The sequence below is a fragment of the Streptomyces sp. NPDC049687 genome (assembly GCF_044465285.1).
Lineage (GTDB): Bacteria > Actinomycetota > Actinomycetes > Streptomycetales > Streptomycetaceae > Streptomyces.
On sequence record NZ_JBITLN010000003.1, the window covers coordinates 933,487 to 950,698 of the forward strand.

The 17,212-nt window shown below is 72.9% G+C and carries 10 protein-coding genes; 6 read left to right on the forward strand and 4 right to left on the reverse strand.

From position 1 onward, the window contains the following. Window positions 1-12 precede the first annotated feature (12 nt). Entirely contained in the window at window positions 13-1,212 is a 1,200-nt protein-coding gene (lhgO, locus tag ACIBVL_RS14315; protein WP_399097133.1) for an L-2-hydroxyglutarate oxidase, read from the reverse strand. 144 nt (window positions 1,213-1,356) lie between these two features. Beyond that, window positions 1,357-2,781, reverse strand: a complete 1,425-nt coding sequence (locus ACIBVL_RS14320) for an MFS transporter (RefSeq protein WP_399097136.1) — start codon at window positions 2,779-2,781, stop codon at window positions 1,357-1,359. A gap of 707 nt (window positions 2,782-3,488) precedes the next feature. Here ACIBVL_RS14320 and ACIBVL_RS14325 point away from each other — a divergent pair. Both ACIBVL_RS14325 and ACIBVL_RS14330 read left to right on the forward strand, forming a co-directional pair. After that, on the forward strand, window positions 3,489-5,594 hold the full coding sequence (locus tag ACIBVL_RS14325; RefSeq protein WP_399097139.1) for an asparagine synthase-related protein: 2,106 nt from the start codon (window positions 3,489-3,491) through the stop codon (window positions 5,592-5,594). A 137-nt stretch (window positions 5,595-5,731) separates the two neighbouring features. After that, window positions 5,732-9,142 (forward strand): BTAD domain-containing putative transcriptional regulator, encoded by a 3,411-nt coding sequence (locus ACIBVL_RS14330; RefSeq protein ID WP_399097142.1) that lies wholly within the window; start codon window positions 5,732-5,734, stop codon window positions 9,140-9,142. 326 nt (window positions 9,143-9,468) lie between these two features. Here ACIBVL_RS14330 and ACIBVL_RS14335 read toward each other — a convergent pair whose 3' ends face one another. Continuing rightward, the gene (locus ACIBVL_RS14335) at window positions 9,469-10,275 is read right to left on the reverse strand and encodes a TetR/AcrR family transcriptional regulator (RefSeq protein WP_399097145.1); all 807 of its coding nucleotides are present in this window, start codon (window positions 10,273-10,275) and stop codon (window positions 9,469-9,471) included. 380 nt (window positions 10,276-10,655) lie between these two features. Between ACIBVL_RS14335 and ACIBVL_RS14340 the strand changes: the two genes are divergently transcribed. From ACIBVL_RS14340 to ACIBVL_RS14350, 3 genes are all read left to right on the forward strand, one after another. Beyond that, entirely contained in the window at window positions 10,656-12,035 is a 1,380-nt protein-coding gene (locus tag ACIBVL_RS14340) for an NAD(P)/FAD-dependent oxidoreductase (RefSeq protein ID WP_399097148.1), read from the forward strand. A 257-nt stretch (window positions 12,036-12,292) separates the two neighbouring features. Further along, complete coding sequence (locus tag ACIBVL_RS14345) at window positions 12,293-13,945, forward strand: SpoIIE family protein phosphatase (protein WP_399097151.1); 1,653 nt, start codon at window positions 12,293-12,295, stop codon at window positions 13,943-13,945. Window positions 13,946-14,018: 73 nt separating this feature from the next. Next, window positions 14,019-14,819 carry a class I SAM-dependent methyltransferase gene (locus tag ACIBVL_RS14350; protein ID WP_399097154.1) on the forward strand — a complete coding sequence of 267 codons (801 nt, stop codon included), beginning with the start codon at window positions 14,019-14,021 and terminating at the stop codon, window positions 14,817-14,819. Window positions 14,820-14,873: 54 nt separating this feature from the next. Here the strand turns inward: ACIBVL_RS14350 and ACIBVL_RS14355 are convergent, their stop codons facing one another. Further along, on the reverse strand, window positions 14,874-16,136 hold the full coding sequence (locus ACIBVL_RS14355) for an MFS transporter (protein WP_399097259.1): 1,263 nt from the start codon (window positions 16,134-16,136) through the stop codon (window positions 14,874-14,876). Between the two features lie 134 nt (window positions 16,137-16,270). On the opposite strand from ACIBVL_RS14355, the gene ACIBVL_RS14360 reads away from it, so the two are divergent. After that, window positions 16,271-16,819, forward strand: a complete 549-nt coding sequence (locus tag ACIBVL_RS14360; protein ID WP_399097157.1) for a MarR family winged helix-turn-helix transcriptional regulator — start codon at window positions 16,271-16,273, stop codon at window positions 16,817-16,819. Window positions 16,820-17,212: the final 393 nt, after the last annotated feature.

A 17,212-nucleotide genomic window follows, 5' to 3' on the forward strand; every position in this document is an offset into this window, starting at 1 on the left:
AGCCGGGAACGCTCAGACATCCCCCAGCACCTCCAGCGCCCTGCGGGCCACCTCTCGGCCGATCGGCAGCGAGGCCGTCGCCGCCGGTGAGGGCGCGTTCAGCACGTGGACCGTCCGGGCGCCCTCGCGTATCAGGAAGTCGTCCACCAGGCCCCCGTCCCGCAGCACGGCCTGCGCCCGCACCCCCGCCGCCGTACGCACCAGGTCCCCCTCCTCCACCGCCGGCAACAACCGCCGCACCGCCTCCACGAACGCCCCCTTCGACACCGACCGCCGCAGCTCCCCGGCCCCGTACCGCCAGTGCCGGCGCCCCATCCGCCACACCCCGGGCCACGCCGCCGTCGCCAGCGCCTCCCGGGGTCGTACGACACCCCAGCCGTACCCCTCCCGGGCCAGCGCCGGCACGGCGTTGGGTCCCACGTGCACACCCCCGTCGAACCCCCGGGTCAGATGCACCCCGAGGAACGGGAACGCCGGATCGGGCACCGGATACACCAGCCCCCGCACCAGCTCCGGCCGCGCCAGCTCGTAGTACTCGCCCCGGAACGGCACGATCCGCACCCCGGGCTCGTCCCCGGTCAGCCGGGCGATCTCGTCGCTGTACAGCCCGGCGCAGTTCACCAGCACCCGCCCGCGGACGACGTCCCCGCGTGAGGTGAGCACCGCCACCCCGAGGCCGGCCCGCCGGTCGACGCGCACCACCTGGGCGCCGTACCGGATCTCCGCCCCGGAGGCCTCACCGAGCCGTCGCGCGACCGCCGTGAAGTCACAGATCCCGGTCGTCCCCACGTGGATCGCCGCGAGCCCCCGCACCTCCGGCTCGTATTCCGCGATCTGGGCGGCGCCCAGCTCCCGCACCGGTATCCCGTTCTCCCGCCCGCGCTGCACGAGCGCGTGCAGCCGGGGCAGCTCCGCCCGGTCCGTCGCGACGATCAGCTTCCCGGTGACGGCATGAGCGATCCCGTACTCGGCGCAGAACTTCGTCATCTCGGTGGCACCCCGCACCGCGTACCGCGCCTTCAGCGACCCCGGCCGGTAGTAGATGCCGCTGTGGATGACCCCGCTGTTCCGCCCCGTCTGATGCCGGGCCACCCCCGGCTCCTTCTCCAACACGGTCACCCGGGTCCCGGGCGCGGCCCGGGTGATCGCATACGCGGTGGACAGCCCGACGATGCCCCCACCGACGACGAGCACGTCACAGTCGTACGCCACCACCTGAACCACCTCCGCCTCCGATAGTGCACTGCACCACTGACAGTCACTTCAAACGCGGGCGAGGACCGCCCACCCCGGGGGCGCGGTCGACCAGCGCACTCCCAAGATCACAGCAGCGGGCGGAGGAGGGGTGCAAACCTCTCAGGCGGGCGCCATGAGCAGCGGCCGAGCCCGCTCCCGCAGCTCCACCACCCGCGGCTCGTCCCCGTACGGCTCCAGCCGATGCAGAAGATCCTTCACGTACTCGGTGGTCCGAGCCGACGAGATGCGCCCGGCGACCTCCACCGCCCGCACCCCCTGCTCGCACGCCGCGTCGAGATTCCCCGACTCCAGCTCGGCGACCGCGGAAACGACGAGCCTGAGCCCGTGCGACCGCACGAACTCCTCCGTCGGCTGCGAGAGCGCCTGCTCGGTGAAGCGCCGCACCTGCCGTGGCGCCTTCAGATCGCGGTAGCACTCGGCCGCGTCGGCGGCGAACCGGTCGTAGGAGTAGAAGCCGAGCCACGACGGATCGTGATCCCCCTCGCGCGCCCGCTCCAGCCAGCTCTCCGCGGCCTTCAGGGCCGCCCCCGCGGCCTGCGCGTCTCCCGCGCGGGCATGCGCGCGTGCCTCGACGAGACGGAAGAAGCTCATGGTGCGGGCGGTGGCGAGGCCCCGGTTGCGTTCGAGGGCGGCCTGCGCGAGGTCGACGCCCTCGTCGCCGAAGCCCCGGTACGTCGCCTGCAGCGACATCGACGCCAGCACGTACCCGCCGAGCGGCACGTCGGCCGCCGCCCGCGCGAGCCGCAGCGCCTGGATGTAGTACCGCTGCGCGGCCTCCTGCTGACCGGTGTCGAAGGCCATCCATCCGGCCAGCCGGGTCAGTTCGGCGCTCGCCCCGAACAGCGCGCGTCCGACCTCGTCGGAGTACGAGCCGAGCAGCAGCGGCGCCGCCTCCACCCGCAGGCACTCCGGCACCATCGACGAACGCCAGTCGCCGCCTCCGTACTTGGAGTCCCAGCGCCTGGCGTCCTCGGCGGCCTCCCGCAGCTTCTGCACATCACTGTGGCCGACTTTGAGCGGTGCGCCGGACCCCTCCACGGAGTGGGCCTCACGCGCCACCGAACTGTCGGCCGGGGTTATCAGCCAGCGCGAGGCGGGCGTTGCGTATGCGCTTACTGCGAACGATCCGGCCAGCGACTGCCAGATGCCCCCGGTGCCGGCCCGGCGGCCGGCGAGGTCGAGGCGGTACAGCTCGGTGGCCGAGCGCACGGCCTGGCCGACGTCTCTGGGGAAGGCGAGGCCCACTTCGGGCGCGGGGTCCGCGTCCGCCAGGCCGATCTCGTGGAGCGGCACCGGGCGGCCGAGCTTCTGCCCGATGGCGGCCGCGATGAGGTGCGGCGCGGCGCCCTGCGGCACCATGCCCTTCGACACCCAGCGCGCCACGGACGTCTTGTCGTAGCGAAGAGTCAACCCGCGTTGAGCGCCAAGATCGTTGACGCGTCGCGCGAGTCCTGCGTTGCTGATTCCCGCGAGGGCGAGAACGGCGCCGAGTTTCTCGTTCGGCCCGCGTTGCTCCCTGGACATTGCGCCACCCCTCGACACAGACGGCTGCCGCGCTGGCATAACCACGCGGCATTCGTAAACCCAGCGTAGTTCGCCGCATCCCAAGCGTTAAGGGGCATTCTGCCGGTTGGCGGGATTGTGGTCCGTACGGAAGTGCGGCCTTCGGTACGGTGCGTCGCCGCGTGCTCCCGCTGTGTGGCCGTGCGCCTGCGTGTGCGCTCTTCTCCGGCCACTGTGAGAGCGGTTCCATGGGCCGTGCGTGGGTCGGCCCGCTGTACTGGATCCAGTGGGCTGGGGGACACCGCCGCCTTCATCCCCGCGGGCGGCGGAACGGTCCGGGAGGCGTTCTCCGTCTCCCGGACCGGCGCGGCGCGCCAGGAAGCACGCGCGTGTGTACGGAGCGTGTGCGGAGTCTGCGCACGAGAATGTCAACGCTGTGCGCGCGTGCCGGATTTGGCCGAAAATCGACCCTGTGTTCCCTGGGCGACAACGCCTCCGACCATGGAAATCGAGGGCGCGCAGGGCGTTTTGGGGGAGCGTACCGGGGGCGCATTCACATCGCAGACACCGGGGTCCACCTGGTCGCCCGAGCCTGCGCCGAAGCGTTCACGCGAGCGCACTCCCCGGATCACAAGCGGCGCCGCCTCCCGCTGTGACGCGTTCTTCGTGGCAGCATGGTGAACCGTTCGTACGGTGCACTCGTTTGTCCACAGCCTGTGGAGGCGTCGATGCGGTGGTTGGTGGGGTGGAGCAGCACCGCCGCGGGTGCGTCGGGCGGAGCCGTCGGCTACGACGGCCGCGAGACCTACGGCGGTCAAGTCGGCTACGACGGCGAGACCTTGCAGCCGGTCGGCTCGCAACTCCTGTGGGGTGACCCCGATCCGCTGTGGGCGGTCGGCGACTGGCGCCCCGACGAGGTGCGGGTGGTCAAGTCCGACGCCCAGACCCGTATCGCCGTCCTCGGCACCTGCGGGGCCAGCGACGAGCAGCTGCGCGTCGGGCTGTTCGCCGCGCGCGGGGGCGCACTCCGTCATCTGACGGCCTGGCCGGGCAGCTACACCGCGATCGTCCAGGTCGGCCGGCGCATCACGGTCTGCGGCGACCTGGCGGGCGCCCGCCCGGTGTTTCACGCCCCGTGGGCGGGCGGGACCGCCTACGCGACGGCCGCGCTGCCGCTCGCCGACCTCATCGAGGCCAACCTCGACTTCGGCCATCTGGCGGCGCTCCTGGCCGTTCCCGACGTGCCGGCCGCCCTGCACGACTCCACGCCGTACGACGGCGTGCGTCGCGTTCCGCCGGGGCATGCGCTCATCCTGCGCGCCGGGGCGCGCGAGATCGCCGGGTACGACCCGGTCGCCTCCCTCGCCGTCGCGGCCCCGCCGGCCGACCCGGACAGCGCGGTCGACGCGGTGCGCGACGCGCTCGTAGACGCGGTACGCGCGCGTCTGTCGGCGCCCAGACACGTGCCCGACATCGATCCCGGTCCGGTGCCGGGAATGGGCCCTGCCGAACGGCGCGCCGCGCGCGGGATGCCGGTTCCCGGCATCGGCGCGGACCTCTCCGGCGGCCCGGCCTCCGGCACGCTCGCCCTGCTGGCGGCGGGCCTTCCCGGCATGCCGGGCACGCTCCTGGGCCATGGCACGGGCGCCGGGGAGCGGTTGGTGGCGGTCACCTTCAACGACCTGACGATGCGCGGCCGCGAGGAGGAACTGGAGCGGGCCGGCGCCCTCGCCGCCAACCCGCGCCTGCACCACGTCGTCGTGGCCGGCGGCGAGGACACCCTGCCGTACGCCGACCTGGACGGCCCGCTGACCGACGAACCCGGCCCCAGCCTGGTCACCGCCGCCCGCCATCGCGCGCGCCTCGCGGCGGGCAGCGCGGACCACTTCACCGGCTACGGCGCCCGCCAGGTACTGGACGCCCACCCGGCCCGCCTCGCGGACCTGCTGATGGACCGCAAACGCCGCCACCTGGTCCGCCCCGTCGCGGCGCTGACGAAGGCCGACGGCTCCGTCCTCGTCCCCGCGCGGGTGTACGGCGCCGCCCGAAGACTCGCCCGTACGCCCTACCGCGCGGGCGTCGAAGGCCTCGCCGAACGTCTCCTCCGGCGCAGCTTCACCGACGACCCCGCAGGCGCGGTGGGGGCCTCGCTGGCAGCCCTGACGTGGGGCGGCCCCGGCCCGGCGGCCCGCTGGCTCACCGGCGAGGCCCTGGCTGAAGTATCGGTTCTTCTGCAGAATTCGGCCCACCGCGCCGGCGTCGGCCCCGGCCAGCGCCCGGGCGACTACCGCGCGCGGGCGGCCCTCACCCGGCACGCGGCCGACCTGCGCATCCTCGAACAGGCCGCCGAGATCCGCTCCCAGCGCCTGCACGCGCCCTTCCTCGACAACCAGGTCGTCCGCGCCTGCCGGGCGCTCCCCGAGACCCTGCGCGTGCAACCGGGCGCGCGAGCGTCCATCCTGCGCACCGTGCTGAAGGGCGCCGGCATCACCGACCTCCCACCCGGCTGGGGCACCCCCACCCAAGCCACCACCACGGCCGCCTCCCGCACCGGCCTCCGCCTGGCCACCGACCCCCTCCTCAGCCTCTTCGACGCCCCGCTCCTGGCGGAAGCGGGCCTCATCGAAGCGAGGGTCGTCCGCAAAGCGGTCCGCGCCGCGGCCGCCGGCGAACCCCTCCCCATGGACGGTCTGGCCGACCTCATCTCCCTGGAACTCTGGCTCCGCCGCCTCCTCTCCCGCCGAGGAACCTGCTGGACAGGCACCCCGGCCCGCGCCCGCGCGGTCCCGGCGGGCATCGCTCCGCAGCGACGGGCGGTTTCTTCGGGGGGCTGATCACAAGCGACCCCGCCCCGCCCGGCGCCGACTCCGCCCACCCGAAACCGACGGCCACCGGCCCACTCCGCACCGGCCCACCCCTCGCACGCCGAAAACCTGCCCCGCTCACGCCACCCCCCAGCGACAATGACCCGGTGCGGTACAGAATCCTGGGCGTCACCCAGACCGAGGACGACCAGGGCACCCCCATACCCGTCCCCGGCCCCCGCCTCCGCGCCCTCCTCACCGCCCTCGCCCTCCGCCCGGGCACCCCCACACCCCCCGAAACCCTCATCGACGAGGTGTGGCCCGACACCCCACCCCAGGACGCCCACGCCGCCCTCCAGGCCCTGATCGGCCGGCTCCGCCGCACCCTCGGCAAGGACAGCATCGCCTCCACCCCCGGCGGCTACCGCCTCACCGCGACCGCGGACGACGTCGACCTCCACGTGTTCGAACGCCTCGTACGCCAGGCCACCACCGCCCTCCACCAGGACGGCGACCCGCACACCGCCGCCCGCACCCTGGACACCGCCCTCGCCCTCTGGCGCGGCCCCGCCCTCGCCGACCTCCCCGACCGCACCCCCGCCACCCGCCCCGAGGCCCTCCACCTCGAAGCCACCCGCGCCCGAGCCGAGGCCGACCTCCTCCTCGGCCGCGCCCGCGAAGTCGTACCCCGCCTCAGAGAACTCACCGCCGCCCATCCGTACGACGAACCCCTCCACGCCCTCCTCATCCGCGCCCTGCGCGACACGGGCCGTGACGCCGACGCCCTGGCCGCGTACGAGACCGCCCGCCGCACCCTCGCCGACGCCCTCGGCGCGGACCCCGGCCCCGACCTGCGCGCCCTCCACGCCGAACTCCTGAACCGCCCCGAGCACGGGTCGAGACGCCCCCTCACCCCACCCGGACCCCCCGAACGCAACGGCAACATCCGTCCGCGCCTCACCTCGTTCGTGGGCCGGGAACCCGAGCTCGACGCCATCCGTTCCACCTTGCACAGGGCCCGCCTCGTCACTCTCACCGGACCGGGCGGCTCAGGAAAGACCCGCCTCGCCGAGGAAGCCGCCGCCGGGCTCCCCCAGGCATGGCTCGTCGAGCTGGCGCCGCTCGACCGGCCGGAGGCGGTACCGGGCGCGGTGGTCAGCGCCCTCGGTCTGCGCGAGACCGCCCTGATGGCCACCGACCTGGCGACCCCGCACGACGACCCGGTCGCCCTGCTCGTCGAGTACTGCGCCCCGCGCAGCCAGCTCCTGATCCTTGACAACTGCGAACACGTCATCGGCGCGGCCGCCGCCCTCGCCGAGACCCTCCTCACCCGCTGCCCACGGCTCACGGTCCTCGCCACCAGCCGTGAACCCCTGGGCGTCCCCGGCGAGTCGGTCCGCCCGGTCGAGCCCCTCCTCCCCGACCAGGCGCACCGCCTCTTCACGGAGCGCGCCGCCGCCGTCCGTCCCGACGCGGCCGACGCCCTTCGGGGCAGGGACGAGGAGGCGGTCAGGGAGATCTGCCGACGGCTCGACGGCCTGCCCCTGGCCATCGAGCTGGCCGCCGCCCGCCTCCGGCTGCTCACCCCCCGTCAGATCGCCGACCGCCTGGACGACCGCTTCCGCCTCCTCACCTCCGGCAGCCGCACCGCCCTGCCCCGCCAGCAGACCCTGCGCGCCGTCGTCGACTGGTCCTGGGACCTGCTCGACGAACCGGAGCGGACCCTGCTGCGGGAGTTGTCCGTCTTCGCGGGCGGCTGGGACCTCGAGGCCGCCGAGGTCGTGTGCACCGGCCCGGTCGCCGACCTCGTCGGAGCGCTCGTCGACAAGTCCCTGGTGGTGGCCACCCCCTACGAGGGAGACGGCGGCGACGGCATGCGCTACCGCATGCTGGAGACGATTCACGAGTACGCCGTCGAGCGCGCCGCCGAGTTCCCGCACGCGCGCGAGGCGGCCGAGCGGCGGCACCGCGCGTGGGTGCGCGCCCTGGTCGAGCGGGCCGACCCCCTGCTCCGCTCCGCCGAGCAACTCCCGTGGATCGCCCGCCTGGAGACCGAACTGGACAACATCCGGGTGGCGATCCAGCGCGCGATCACCACGGCCGACGAGGAGGAGGCCGCCGCCCTCTGCCTCGCCATGGGCTGGTTCTGGTGGCTGCGCAACCACCGCCAGGAGGGCGCCGCCTGGACCGACCGCACCCTGCGCCTGGGCGCGGCCCTGGACGAACCCCCGGCCCCGGCGCCGGACATCCCGCACACACCCACCGGGGAAGCCACCTTCACCTGCCGCTCCGTCAAGGTCCCCGCCGACCTCACCACCCGCATGGCCGCTCTGGACCCCGTCGACGCGTTCCTCGCCGAACCCGCCGGAGAGGCGGACCAGCCGCGCTACGTGCAGCGGATGAACCTGCGGATGCTGCACGTCTTCCTCGTCTCCGAGTCGGAGCCCAGGGACGTGGAGAGCGACCCCCGCTACCGGGCCTACCTCCTTCGCCTGCGGGCCGGCTTCGAGCAGGGCGGCCCGCAGGCGGCTCGGATGCCGGGGCTGCTCTGGCCGGTGACGGCGTTCCAACTGCCGGGGGTGGTCGACGCCCGCCGCATCATTCACGAGGCGGTCGCCAACTGCCGTGAGTACGGCGGTGACTGGGAGCTGGGCTGCGTTCTGATGTTCCGCGCGCACATCGTCGTCGACTCGCCCGGTGGACTGGCCGACGTCGACGACGACCTGGTGGAGCTGCGCGCGATCAGCCGGCGGGTCGGCGACCGCTGGATGCGCGCCCAGGTGTGCAGCGCGGCCGGCGAGGCGGAGATGGCGCGCGGCCGGTTCGCGGAGGCGGAGGGGGAGTACCGGGAAGCACTGCGGCTCGCCTACGAGGTCGGTGCGTACGCCGAGTCGCCGTTCCTCATGGCCCGGCTCGCGGAGATCGCCTACCGCTCGGGCGACACCGAGGGCGCCCTGACCGCCCTGGACGCGGCGACCGCGGCCGCCGACCGCCACGGGGTGGTGGACGCCCGCGCGTTCGTCACCCTGCTGCGGGCCCACATCGCGCTGGGCGAGGGCGACACGGCCCACGCGCGCGAGCTGTGCGACGCGACCATCCGGGTGACACGGCGGGGCACTCCGCCCCCTCAGTTCCTGGCGGCGCTGAACATGCTCGACGCGGGTGTCACGGCTCTGGAGTCCGGGCCCGAGCGCGCCCTGCCGATGTTCGCGGAGACCCTGCGCCGGGCACTGGCCGACCAGTGCGCCGAGGCGGTCGTCTCAGCGGTCGTGGAGGGCGCGGTGGAGCAACTCGCCCGGCTCGGCGACTTCCCGCGCGCGGCGAGGCTGCTGGCGGCGGCCGACCGCGTCCGCGGCCCCCACGCCCGTGCCGCCCTCCAGCACTCGTGCGCCGAGGAGACCGAGGCCGCCGCCCGTCGTGCCCTGGGCGCCGAGCGCTACGCGGCCGAGCGCTCCCGGGGCAGCCACCTCACGGTGACCGACGTCCTGGCGGAGCTCACCGAGGCCGTACACGCCCACCCGTCCCACCAGGCGCCGGCCGCCGCGCCCCCGCCCGCCCCGCGCCCCACGAGGAGGTGAACGCCGACTCGGCCCAGTGGTGTGGGTGTCCCGGCAGCAGGCGCGGGCGCAGCGGCGCACGGCGTCGGGAACCCTCCGCCGAACCGCCGGCGCGTTCGCCCCGCCCCCGTACCCGCCCGGCAACACTCACCACGGCTCAGACTGCCCTGTCGGCTTTCGTCCAGGATCGGGCCGGACGATCATCCACTCGTCCGAGCACGCCTTTCGCACATCGGCGCCAGGTGTCAGTCGTACGGGGAAGGCTGCCTCGCCCTTCCAGAAGCGAAGAGTTGGGCCGCGGAGCCGAGATGCCCGGAACGACCGGGCGCGGCTCCGCGGCCCGCCCCTCACGAAGAGGGCCGCGACCGCAGCCCCTCCAGCAGGATGTCCAGCAGCCGAGCCGAAGCCGCCGCCTGCTGGGCCGGGTCCGGCAGCGAGGGCGCCGCCGTCGCGATCACCAGCAGGACGTCCGACACCGACACGTCCGCCCGCAGCTCACCCGCCGCCCGCGCCCGCTCCACGAGTTGGCCCACGACCTCGAGCAGCGCCGCCGCGCCGGTGTCGTCGCCCATGGAGGTCACGGAGGCCACGGAGCCCACCGAGGCGCCCGTCGACGTACCGTCCTCGGCGACCAGCCGCAGCTCGCCGCCGCCCGGCTGGGTCCGCTGCTGCGGCACCCGCACCTCGTCGGCCGCCGAGCCCTCGGAGTCGTCCTCCGCGAAGGCCCCGACGCGCAGCACCTGCGGCGGCAGCAGCCGGCCCGCGCCGGACGCCACCGAGGTCCGCAGGAAGCGCGACAGCGCCGACCACGGCTCGTCCTCCTGACCGAGCGCCGCACGTGCCTGATCGGTCAGCCGGGAGGTCTCCTCCTCGGCTATCCGCCGCACCAGAACGTCCTTGCTCGGGAACCGCCGGTACACGGTCCCCACACCCACCCGCGCGCGCCGCGCCACGTCCTCCATCGGCGCGCCGTATCCCAGCTCGCCGAAGACCTCGCGCGCCGCCCGCAGGACGTGCTCCAGATTGCGCTGTGCGTCCACGCGCAGCGGCGCGGTCCGCGGGCCGTCCCCGCGTCCGTTGCCCACCGCCGCGCTCACGCCGCCGCCATGTGCCAGAGCGGAGGCGGACGACCAATGCGTGTCCTGAATATGCATGAATGATCCCCCGGTAATGACGTCTCCCCCCGGAGACTTTCCCCGCCATCGAATTCCGGGGCGCATCGAACCAGGGGACCGCTTCCCCGGACCGGCCCTCGCAGACCCGCAGAGCGCGCTTCCCCCTGACACCCCGTCGACACGAACATAGTTGAGACGCTGTCAATTCAGAAGGGGCAGGTTCCGCACGGAGCGCCCCCCGATCGGAGTACGGGTCGTATACGTCCCGATTGCACCCCTTCCCGCACCCCGGCGCACACCGTCTGACCTGCGCACCTGCCTCGCACGCCGGTGTTTCGGCCAACCCCGCGCCCACGCGACGCGCGGTCACACAAATGGTCGGGGCTGTGGACAAAATCCGATGTCGGGTGCGTCATGGGATGGTGAAGGAACGTGCGCGCATTCTCGTTGTCGGCGGCGGCTACGTCGGGATGTACACGGCCCTGCGGCTCCAGCGGAAGCTGAAACAGGAACTCGGCCGGGGCGAGGCCGAGATCACCGTCGTCACCCCCGACCCGTACATGACCTATCAGCCGTTCCTTCCCGAGGCGGCCGCCGGCGCCGTCTCCCCACGTCACGTCGTCGTCCCCCTGCGCCGCGTCCTGCCGCACTGCCGGGTCGTCGTCGGCGAGGTCACCGCCATCGACCACGCCAAACGCACCGCCACCCTCACCACCCTCGCCACCGAGGAGGAGGGCACCGGACCCCAGCAGCTGACGTACGACGAACTCGTCCTCGCTCCCGGTTCCGTCTCCCGCACGCTCCCCATCCCCGGTCTCGCCGACTACGCCATCGGCTTCAAAACCGTCGAGGAGGCCATCGGGCTGCGCAACCACGTCATCGAACAGATGGACATCGCCTCCTCCACCCGCGACCCCGCCATCCGCGACGCCGCCCTCACCTTCGTCTTCGTCGGCGGCGGCTATGCGGGCGTGGAGGCGCTCGGCGAGCTGGAGGACATGGCCCGCTACACCACGCGCTACTACCACAACGTCAAACCCGAGGACATGAAGTGGATCCTGGTCGAGGCCTCCGGCCGGATCCTGCCCGAGGTCGGCGAGGACATGGGCCGCTACACCGTCAGTGAGCTGCGGCGCCGCAACATCGACGTACGCCTGAACACCCGGCTGGAATCCTGCGCCGACCGCACCGCCGTCCTCAGCGACGGCGCCCGCTTCCCGACCCGTACGGTCGTGTGGACCGCCGGCGTCAAACCCCACCCGCTGCTCGCCGCCACCGACCTCCCCCTCACCGAACGAGGTCGGCTGAAATGCACCCCCCAGCTGACGCTCGACGGCGTCACGCACGCGTGGGCGGCCGGCGACGCCGCCTCCGTCCCCGACGTCACGGCCGGCGAACCCGGCAAGGAGACCGCCCCCAACGCCCAGCACGCCGTCCGCCAGGCCAAGGTCCTCGCCGACAACATCGCGCGTTCCCTGCGCGGCGAACCCCTCCAGACGTACTCGCACCAGTACGCCGGCTCGGTCGCCTCACTCGGGTTCCACAAGGGCGTGGCCCAGGTCTACGGACGCAGGCTCAAGGGCTACCCCGCCTGGTTCATGCACCGCGCGTACCACCTCAGCCGCGTGCCCACCTTCAACCGCAAGGCGCGCGTACTCGCCGAATGGACCCTCTCCGGGCTCTTCAAACGGGAGATCGTCTCCCTGGGATCCCTCGAACATCCCCGCGCCGAGTTCGAACTGGCTGCCGGTGGAAAGCCTTCTGGCGAGTCTTCCGACGACCCGAAGGGGTCGTCCTGACCGGATCCAGGAACTCCCCCGGCCGCCCCCACGTCTGACGAATGCCGACCCGGACGGCGGCCACACTGCCAGACTGCTCCCTGCCCAAAAACCCCTCCCGAGCCCGGCGGGCCACCACCCGCCCCCGCGAAACCCACGGGGCTGTCCCCACGTGCTCCACACCCCGGGTGCTGCGACAATGCGGCCACCGCCGCGCGGCCCCGGAGCCCAGGCCGGGCCCGGAGCCGGCCGACGACGACTACACGAGGCAAGGATTCGTGAACTTCACGCGCTGGAGCGCCCGGCTCCCCGGAACTCAGCGCCGCGCCGCCGCGCGGGCCGAGCACACGGTCACCACCACGGACCGGCGGAGCGAGCGCTCCGTACCCGCGGCCCGCGCCGAACAACTGACCGACGAGCCGTCCCCCGTGCCCGCCGTCGACGAACTCCCGGTCCGTGAGGTCCTCGACCGCGTCCCGGCCCTCGTCGCCCTCGTCCACGGCCACGACCACCGCCTCGCCTACGTCAACGACGCCTACACGGCGGCCTTCGGCGTCCGCCCCTGCGGCGAACCCGCCGCCGAGGCCCTCCCCGAACTCCGCGACCTCGGCCTCATGCCCCTCCTCGACCAGGCCCTGCGCAGCGGCAAATCCCGCACCCTGAAGTCCCGCAAGGCCCCCGACGGCCGCCACTACACCTTCACCTGCACCCCGGCCGCCGAGGACAACGGCGAGGGCGCGGTACTGATCTTCGCCACCGACGTCACCGACCACGCCGAGGCCGCCGAACGCCTCAGAGCCAGCGAGCGCCGCCAGCGCGAGACCGCCGTCACCCTCCAGCGCTCCCTCCTGCCCCAGGAGCTCGAACAACCGGACGACCTGCGGATCGCCGCCACCTATCAGCCCGGCGGCACCGAGGCCGCCGTCGGCGGCGACTGGTACGACGTCATCACCCTCGGCGGCGGCCGCACCGCCCTGGTCATCGGCGACGTCATGGGCCGAGGGGTCCGCGCCGCCGCCGTCATGGGCCAGCTCCGCACGGCCGTACGCGCCTACGCCCGCCTCGATCTCCCCCCGCACGAGGTCCTCCAACTCCTCGACGGCCTCGCCACCGAGATCGACGCCAACCAGATCGCCACCTGCGTGTACGCCGTCCACGACCCCAACGAGGGACGGCTGGTGTACGCCTCCGCCGGCCACCTCCCCATCCTGGTCCGCGACGACAGCGGCCAGGTCCAGCGCGCGGACGAACCCACCGGTCCGCCCCTGGGCACCGGCGGCTGGATCCACGCCTCCGGCTCCATCGCCCTCGGCCCCGGCTCCACCGCCGTCCTCTACACCGACGGCCTGGTCGAGCGCCGCAACGAGGACCTGGACGAGGGCATCGCCGCCCTCGAACGCGCCCTGTCCGGCGCCACCGGCACCCCGCAGGTCGTCTGCGACCGCCTGGTCCGCTCGGCCGGCGTCACCGCCGACCACGACGACGACGTCGCCGTCCTGGTCCTCCAGCACCCCGCCCGCACCGGCGCCGACAGCGAACTCTTCCGCAACGCCGCCCTGGAACTCCTCGGCGGCGTCGAAGCGGCCCCACGCGCGCGTGCCTTCGCCTCCGGCGTCCTCACCAGCTGGCGCTTCCCCGCCGACCTGCACGACCTCGGCGTCCTCGCCACCAGTGAACTCGTCGCCAACTCCCTCCAGCACGGCACCCCGCCCATGCGGCTGCGCCTGCGCCGCACCGACCGCCGACTGATCATCGAGGTCACCGACGGCGACGACCACCTGCCGCGCCGACGCCGCGCCGAACCGGGCGACGAGTCCGGCCGGGGCATCGCCATCGTCGCGACGATCGCCTCCCACTGGGGCAGCAGACGCACACCCGGCGGTGGAAAAGCGGTGTGGTGCGAGTTCGTCCTGCCCAAGCCGACCGACTGAAAGAGAACCCGAAAACCCATTCCCCCGCGCGTAGCACCTAGGCGAACACGCCCCCGGGTGCTACTAGCTCCCCATGGCAGACGCAACGGGCTTCGACCTCAAGGGAAGCGCCCCCGAGCGCTACGAACACTACGTCGCGCCCCTCATGGCGCCCTTCGTCACCGCACTCGTGGACGCCGCGGACCTCTACCCCGGCGCCACCGTCCTCGACCTCGCCTGCGGCACCGGCTTCGTGGCCCGTGCCGCGGCCGCCCAGGCGGGTCCCACCGGCCGGGTCGCCGGCGTGGACCTCAACGAGGGCATGCTCAAGATCGCCACGGCGTGCCACCCCCGCCTCTACCCGGACATCGAGTTCACCCCCGCCCCCGCCGACGACCTCCCCTACGCCGACGCGACCTTCGACGCCGTCCTCTGCCAGCAGGGTGCCCAGTTCTTCCCCGACCTCGACGCGGCCCTGCGCGAAACGGCCCGCGTCACCCGCCCCGGAGGCCGCTTCGCCGCCACGGTCTGGTCCCACCTCGACGACTCCCCGTACTTCGTCGCCCACCAAAGGGCCGTCGAACAGTACGGCCCCCCGGAGAAGGCCGCCGATTTCAGGGCGGCCTTCGCCACCACCGCGGACCGCCTGCCGACGGCCCTGACCCGAGCGGGCTTCCACGACACCACCAGCCACACACTGACCTTCGCCATCGAGCTCCCCCCACTGGAGGACTACATCCCCGGCCATCTCTCCGCGATCCCCTGGGGCCAGGCGCTCACCGAAGCCGGAGGTGAACAGGCCCTCACACGAGCCGCCGACACGATCCGTGCCCATCTCCCCGAAGGCACCACGACGTTCCCCTTCACCGCAACATTGGTGACCGCGGTCCGCTGATCACACGAAGGCGGCCGCCGTTCCTCCCGGAACGACGGCCGCATCAGCGGGTCCCTATGCCTCCGCGGCGACGGGCTCCACAGCAGCCCCGCCCTTGGCCACGACCCGACTGCGCGCCAGCCACGGCTGATCCTGTACGGCGGTCAGCTGCCGCCCGAGCCGTACGGCGAGGTAGGTGATCCCCACCGAGAACAGCAGGAACGTCACGATGTACGGCCCGTGCAGCGAGGCCCCCAGCGGCCCGCCCACCGCCGGCCCGACGGCCAGCGCCAGCTGCTTCACCAGAGCGAAGGCCGAGTTGTACTGACCGGCCATCCCGCTCGGCGCCAGATCGGCCACCAGCGGCGCGACCGTCGGCGACAGCATCGCCTCACCCAGCCCGAACAGCGCGTACGTCGACACGAACGCGGCCGTCGCCATCTCCCGGCTGCCATGCCCGAGCCCGGCATACCCGGCCACGACCCACGCCACCGCCCAGATCAGCCCCACGGCCGCGATCACCCGGGACCGCTTCTGCCGCTCGACGAACCTCAGCACGGCGAACTGCGCGACGACGATCATCGCCGTGTTGGCGGCCAGCGCGCTCCCCAGCGCGGAGGGCGAGATGCCGACGGCTTCGACGCCGTACGCGCTCAGCCCGGACTCGAACTGCCCGTAGCAGGCGAAGAACAACACGAAGCCCAGGACGCACAGCTGCACCATCGCCCGGTTGCCGAGCAGCTGCCGCCAGCTGCCCCTGACGGACCGCCGGGGCGCGTCCCCGACCCGCGGCGCGGACGGCACCCGCACGGTCGCCATCACCGCGACCAGCAGCAGGAACATCGCCGCCTCGATCGCGAAGAGCAGCGTGAAGGAAGAGACACGCGTGGTGTCGATGAGATGCCCCCCGATGAGCCCACCGACGCCCAGCCCCAGGTTCTGCAGGAAGAACTGGGTCGCGAACGCGCGCGAGCGTGTCTCGGTGGTCGAGCAGTCCACGATCACCGTCGCCAGCGCCGGCTGCATCACGGCCTGCCCCGCCCCCAGCGCGGCGGCCGAGGCCAGAACCGTGGCGGCGCTGCCGGCCAGCCCCAAACTCAGGGCGCCGAGGGCAGCGGTGACGAGGGCGGCGAGCAGGACCGGCAGTGGACCCCGCCGCACGATCACCCGACCGGCGAACGGCAGCACGATCAGCGCGGCCATGGCGAACACCGCGAGGACCAGCCCCGCCGTCATGGCCCCCAGCCCCCGCACCTGCGCCACGTAGACGTACAGGTAGGGGACGGTGAAGCCGAGCCCGAACGCGCTGAGTGCGTTGCCCACGTGGATCCGGCGCATCGCGGCGCCCTGTGCCCTGGTCACGTTCACCTCTCTCACTAGTTAGATCTGAAGACTTCAAAGCTAAACTTCGAACCTGAAGAGTATATTCCGAAGGACTTCGAGGCGAAGTCGCCGCGTGCGATACTGCGGCCATGGCCGAGCCCACCGGCACCACTGAGCCGACCCTCGAAGAGCAGATCGCCGCCTACCAGCGCGAGTTCCAGGACCTCGACCCCCAGGTCGAGAAGATCGTCTCGGCGCTCTCCCGGCTCAACCGCCGCATGAACGTCGCCTACGGCCGTCAGACCGCCGACCTGGGCATCAGCAACGCGGAGTGGGAGGTCCTCAAGGCCCTCGTCCTCTCCGGCGCCCCCTACCGGCTCGGCCCCAGCGACCTCGCCAAGCGCCTCGGCCTCACACCGGCCGCGATGACCCACCGGATCGACCGCATGGTCGGCGAGGGGCTGGTGACCCGGGAACGGGACGAGTCCAACCGCGTGCGCGTCATCGTGGAGCTGACGCCGGAGGGGAGGGAGAAGTGGCTGGAGGCGATGCGCCTTGCCACGGTCTTCGAGGAGGACCTGCTCCAGGACCTCTCTCCGCAGGAGCGCACGGCCCTCGGCGAGGTCCTCACGAGGCTGCTGCGCCGCGTGGAGCACGCCCAGCCGGACGCCGGCGGCCGGCTCAGCGACCTGGACTGAGACGCTGACGGGCGCCCCTAAAAGATCTTGACAAGGGGCGCTTGACGACCCTCTGTGGGGTGTGTAGAGTTCTTCGGGTTGTCGGGGAGCCGGAACGGTTCTTCGGCGACACTCCAGCCGCTGTAGCGGCACCTCACATCACAAGCATGATCTCCCCACGGGGTTGCAATTCGGCATGCCCGAATTCAATTCGAATGGGGGTCGGCGGCTCGATTAGGAACTGCCGGACGGATCCGCTAAGGTTTGAGACGTCGGAACGGCCGAAGCGCCGGGAAGACAACCCTCTGACTGGGAATCAGACGCCGAAAGGATCTGATAGAGTCGGAACCGCCGGAAAGGGAAACGCGAGAGCGGGAACCTGGAAAGCACCGAGGAAATCGGATCGAGAAAAGA

Coding starts and splice junctions, on each gene's coding strand:
- ACIBVL_RS14335 (WP_399097145.1), bottom strand. CDS start 10,275: ATGCATATTCAGGACACGCATTGGTCGTCCGCCTCCGCTCTGGCACAT.
- ACIBVL_RS14340 (WP_399097148.1), top strand. CDS start 10,656: ATGGTGAAGGAACGTGCGCGCATTCTCGTTGTCGGCGGCGGCTACGTC.
- ACIBVL_RS14320 (WP_399097136.1), bottom strand. CDS start 2,781: ATGTCCAGGGAGCAACGCGGGCCGAACGAGAAACTCGGCGCCGTTCTC.
- ACIBVL_RS14360 (WP_399097157.1), top strand. CDS start 16,271: ATGGCCGAGCCCACCGGCACCACTGAGCCGACCCTCGAAGAGCAGATC.
- ACIBVL_RS14350 (WP_399097154.1), top strand. CDS start 14,019: ATGGCAGACGCAACGGGCTTCGACCTCAAGGGAAGCGCCCCCGAGCGC.
- ACIBVL_RS14355 (WP_399097259.1), bottom strand. CDS start 16,136: ATGCGCCGGATCCACGTGGGCAACGCACTCAGCGCGTTCGGGCTCGGC.
- ACIBVL_RS14325 (WP_399097139.1), top strand. CDS start 3,489: ATGCGGTGGTTGGTGGGGTGGAGCAGCACCGCCGCGGGTGCGTCGGGC.